At 69.4% G+C, this 3,108-nt stretch carries 7 protein-coding genes; 6 read left to right on the top strand and 1 reads right to left on the bottom strand.

The genetic code is table 11. The annotated features are described in order from the left end of the window. Window positions 1-168: 168 nt before the first annotated feature. A complete protein-coding gene (locus tag ACFQ87_RS45340; protein ID WP_380616899.1) occupies window positions 169-483 on the bottom strand; it encodes a hypothetical protein in 315 nt (104 codons plus the stop codon). 220 nt (window positions 484-703) lie between these two features. Between ACFQ87_RS45340 and ACFQ87_RS45335 the strand changes: the two genes are divergently transcribed. The 6 genes from ACFQ87_RS45335 (at window position 704) to ACFQ87_RS45310 (ending at window position 2,897) form a co-directional block, all read left to right on the top strand. After that, window positions 704-1,141, top strand: a complete 438-nt coding sequence (locus ACFQ87_RS45335) for a GIY-YIG nuclease family protein (protein WP_380616898.1) — start codon at window positions 704-706, stop codon at window positions 1,139-1,141. After that, window positions 1,131-1,349, top strand: coding sequence for a hypothetical protein (locus ACFQ87_RS45330; protein ID WP_380616897.1), 219 nt, complete (start codon window positions 1,131-1,133; stop codon window positions 1,347-1,349). The genes ACFQ87_RS45335 and ACFQ87_RS45330 overlap by 11 nt, the downstream gene beginning before the upstream one ends. A gap of 230 nt (window positions 1,350-1,579) precedes the next feature. Next, window positions 1,580-1,861 (top strand): hypothetical protein, encoded by a 282-nt coding sequence (locus ACFQ87_RS45325; protein ID WP_380616896.1) that lies wholly within the window; start codon window positions 1,580-1,582, stop codon window positions 1,859-1,861. Continuing rightward, on the top strand, window positions 1,858-2,151 hold the full coding sequence (locus ACFQ87_RS45320) for a hypothetical protein (RefSeq protein ID WP_380616895.1): 294 nt from the start codon (window positions 1,858-1,860) through the stop codon (window positions 2,149-2,151). The genes ACFQ87_RS45325 and ACFQ87_RS45320 overlap by 4 nt, the downstream gene beginning before the upstream one ends. Window positions 2,152-2,345: 194 nt before the next feature. Continuing rightward, window positions 2,346-2,555 carry a hypothetical protein gene (locus ACFQ87_RS45315; RefSeq protein WP_380616894.1) on the top strand — a complete coding sequence of 70 codons (210 nt, stop codon included), beginning with the start codon at window positions 2,346-2,348 and terminating at the stop codon, window positions 2,553-2,555. Between the two features lie 129 nt (window positions 2,556-2,684). Beyond that, window positions 2,685-2,897, top strand: coding sequence for a hypothetical protein (locus ACFQ87_RS45310; RefSeq protein WP_380616893.1), 213 nt, complete (start codon window positions 2,685-2,687; stop codon window positions 2,895-2,897). The last annotated feature ends 211 nt before the right edge of the window (window positions 2,898-3,108 follow it).

The raw sequence follows: 3,108 nt of genomic DNA, 5'->3' as shown, positions 1-3,108 counted from the left end.
TCGATGGCACTCATCGGACGATTATCGCCAGCGGCCAAAGCCATCGACAGGCAGGACCTCCGACAGGGCGAACGTTGCCTGATGCGGCACTAGCAGGACGGCGGTGACGAGGGCGGGCAGGGCACGCCGGGTGGACCGGATGATCATCGGATGCACGACACACAGATATCACCTGGTCATCGCACCGGTGGAATCGCGTGTGCCGGCGACGAGGCCCTCACTGCCAAGGAAGACGCCGACCACCGCACCGACGAGCAGGCCATGGCCTCCCTGGCCACACCGATCGGCGGGCAGAACCTGACCCCGGCCAGTGAGGCCTACGCCCGGGTGGTCGAGCGGCAAAACCCTGGAGGCGTTGTCCCGATCACCCAGCAGGACATCGCCGAAGAACTCCAGATCCTCCCCTCGGTTGTCAGCCGCGGGATGACTCTCCTCGTCGAGCGCGGCCTGGTCCTGCGCAAGGGCTACCGCTACCGCCTCCACCCAGCCATCGCCGGCTACAGCTCCGAACTCGAGATGCAGGCCGCCATGGCCCGCGCCGCCCGCGAAGGCGTCCCCCCATTCTCATCCCCGACTACCAGGCCGCCCCGCCCAAAGCAGGCCGCTCCCGCCTGCGCGCGGTCGGCTGACCGTCTGGGGTTCTGTCGGACCCTGGAGCTACGGTGCACGGCAGATAGTCGGACCGTAGGGTGGGTGGGGGCTGGTGCAGTCGACAGCGGAGTTCGTCTACCTGATCACCACCGCAAGCAGTCGGACGGTGAAGATCGGACGTAGCACCGACCCGGAAGGCCGGTTGACGGCCCTCCAAGCCGGATCGCCTGTAGCGCTGCTGCTCGCGGCGACTTTCCCCGGCGGTCCCAGGTTGGAGCGACACCTCCACAAGGAGTTCGGCAGCTACCGGATCCACGGGGAATGGTTCGACTTCGGCGACCAGGACCCCGTCACTGAAGTCACGACGGCAGTTGACGCGTACGAGCCCGAGCCAGGGTACGAGGACCGGGCGGGGCGGTATCGGGACGCCGGGCCTCCGCTCTACGCGCTGGCTCTCACCGGCGGCGAGTGGGCCACGATCGACTGGATCCGCGAGCGCGGCGGAGCGCAGACGCCCAATACGGGTTGCGCCCGACGTTGTGGCGCCTGACATCTTCGCCAGCACCACGACCGTCAAGGTCGCCCTGGCACGCCTGGTCGGACTCAACATCCTCCTCAAGACCGGCCCACGCAGCGGCACCTACCAGCTCAACCCTCGCCGGTTCTGGGAGGGCAACAAAGCCTCCCAGAGCGCCGCTTGCCGCCAGCTGAACGCACCGCCCATCACCCCGGATGAACAAGGTCCGCGAGGCAACTGAGCGACGACGCTAGGCGGCATCCGACTCCGCCGGGAGTAGGGGGCGGCCGCCGAGGTGCCGGCTGGCTGCGGTCGTGGCCAACCGCAGCCAGCGCTTCCTCCGCCGTCCGGTGTCCTTCCCAAAGCGGCCGCCGTGCCGGACCCGCGCGGCGATAACCCGGGTACCGTCCCGGCACGTCGGGGGAGGACACTGGTACCGCCCCCGCCCGCACGAGAGCTTCCGGAGGAACGGTGAGCGCAGCGCCCCTGCACGGCCACCACGACAGCCGTCGGCCCATCGCCCGCACCCAGGACGGCGTCGCTGCGGCGTTGCCGCCGGCGCAGCGGATGGAGTTCTACCGAGAGATGGGTGAGGCCGACGTCGAGACGATCAGCGGCGTGTTGAAACGGTGGTGGCTGCGGGCGGAGCTGTACCGCGACCCGGAAGGCGACCGGATCCACGCCGCCGTCCAGGCCGGCACCGCCCCCGGCACCTCCGCATCCGCGGTCCTGCGCCGTCTCGGGACCCTGTGAGCGACATCAGCGACTTCCCGGACGACGAGCACGACCCGGTCACCCTCTCCCCAGTCGTCGAGGAGTTCCTCGGCGACCCGTCCACACCAGCCGACGTGTTCTCCGCCGTCGTCGCCTTCCTCGTCGACCTCCGCGAGAACCCCTTCCCCCACCTGTGCATGCCGGTGCCCGGGCGCCCCGGCATGCACTCGGCACCGCTGCGCCGTGACCTGGGGCTGGTGGAATACGTGGTGAACGAGGAGGCGGATCCGCCGCGGATCTACGTCTCCCGCATCCTGCGGGCGGACTGATCGTGACGGCCGACCGGGGCATCGCCGAGATGCGCACGACCCGTTCCCGCCGGTAGGACTGGGCCTCTGCGAGCAGGCGTGCGTGTGGCGTGATCCTGGGATCACCTCACATGTACGTGAAGAGGGTTGCACTGCTCAGTGACGGATGGACTCCTGGTCCATTTTCGTGATTGTGGTGTCCCCCAAGATGGACCATGAGTCCACAGCAACTGCGGGAGACCGGCCTTGCCTGGCAGATCGAGGGCGGCCGCTACCAGCTCCACCCGCTTCTGACCGGCGGCGCCGTCGCTTCGCCGGCGACCGCCGTTCCCGAGATCAAGGCCGTGGAGCCGGCCGCGTTCACCAAGCAGCGACGCGAACGGTACACCGCCCATCGCGGACGGAGCGCGGTAGCACTGGCTTGACCGCTCTGTTCTGTAGACCTGAAACAGCGGCCAGCCTCGGTTTGGCCCTGGTGGTCAGGGCCAGAGCGCTACCACCGGTGATAGCGCTTTGGCCTACCCGGCCCGGTCCGGGCTGCGAGACTGGTGATCATGACTGACCGCCGCAGGCTCTCCCTGCGCTTCTCCGAGTCCGCCGTCGACGCCCCCGTGCCCGCCCGGTCCGGCGGGCGCCGGCTGCTGCCGGTCGAGCAGGGTGCCGACTTCCGCCAGCCGCCCGGCGAGACCGTGGCCGTTCCCTCCCCGGCCCGGCGTCCGCTCGCGGCTGGCGGGCTGACCTTCTCCGACCCGGACCGGCAGATCTGACCGGCCCGTCCGTCCCCGCCGCAGGCCTGTGACCTGCGGCGGTTTCATAAATCGTCCCTCGGTTGAGGTCCTCCGGAACGGTCGTAGCGGTTCGCCTGCGCTCGGTGACCGCCGGGGGCTAGCCCCATCCTCCGCACGTGACACGTTCGGGTGAATGGATGGCATGACTGCCTTCTCGGGGATGGAAGTTCGCTTGGGTGGGGGTGTGTCG

Origin of the sequence: Kitasatospora sp. NPDC056531, assembly GCF_042794375.1 — a bacterium.
In the GTDB taxonomy this organism is placed as follows: domain Bacteria; phylum Actinomycetota; class Actinomycetes; order Streptomycetales; family Streptomycetaceae; genus Kitasatospora.
Note: the sequence above shows the minus strand (reverse complement) of the source record. Positions and strands in the feature narration are given on the sequence as shown.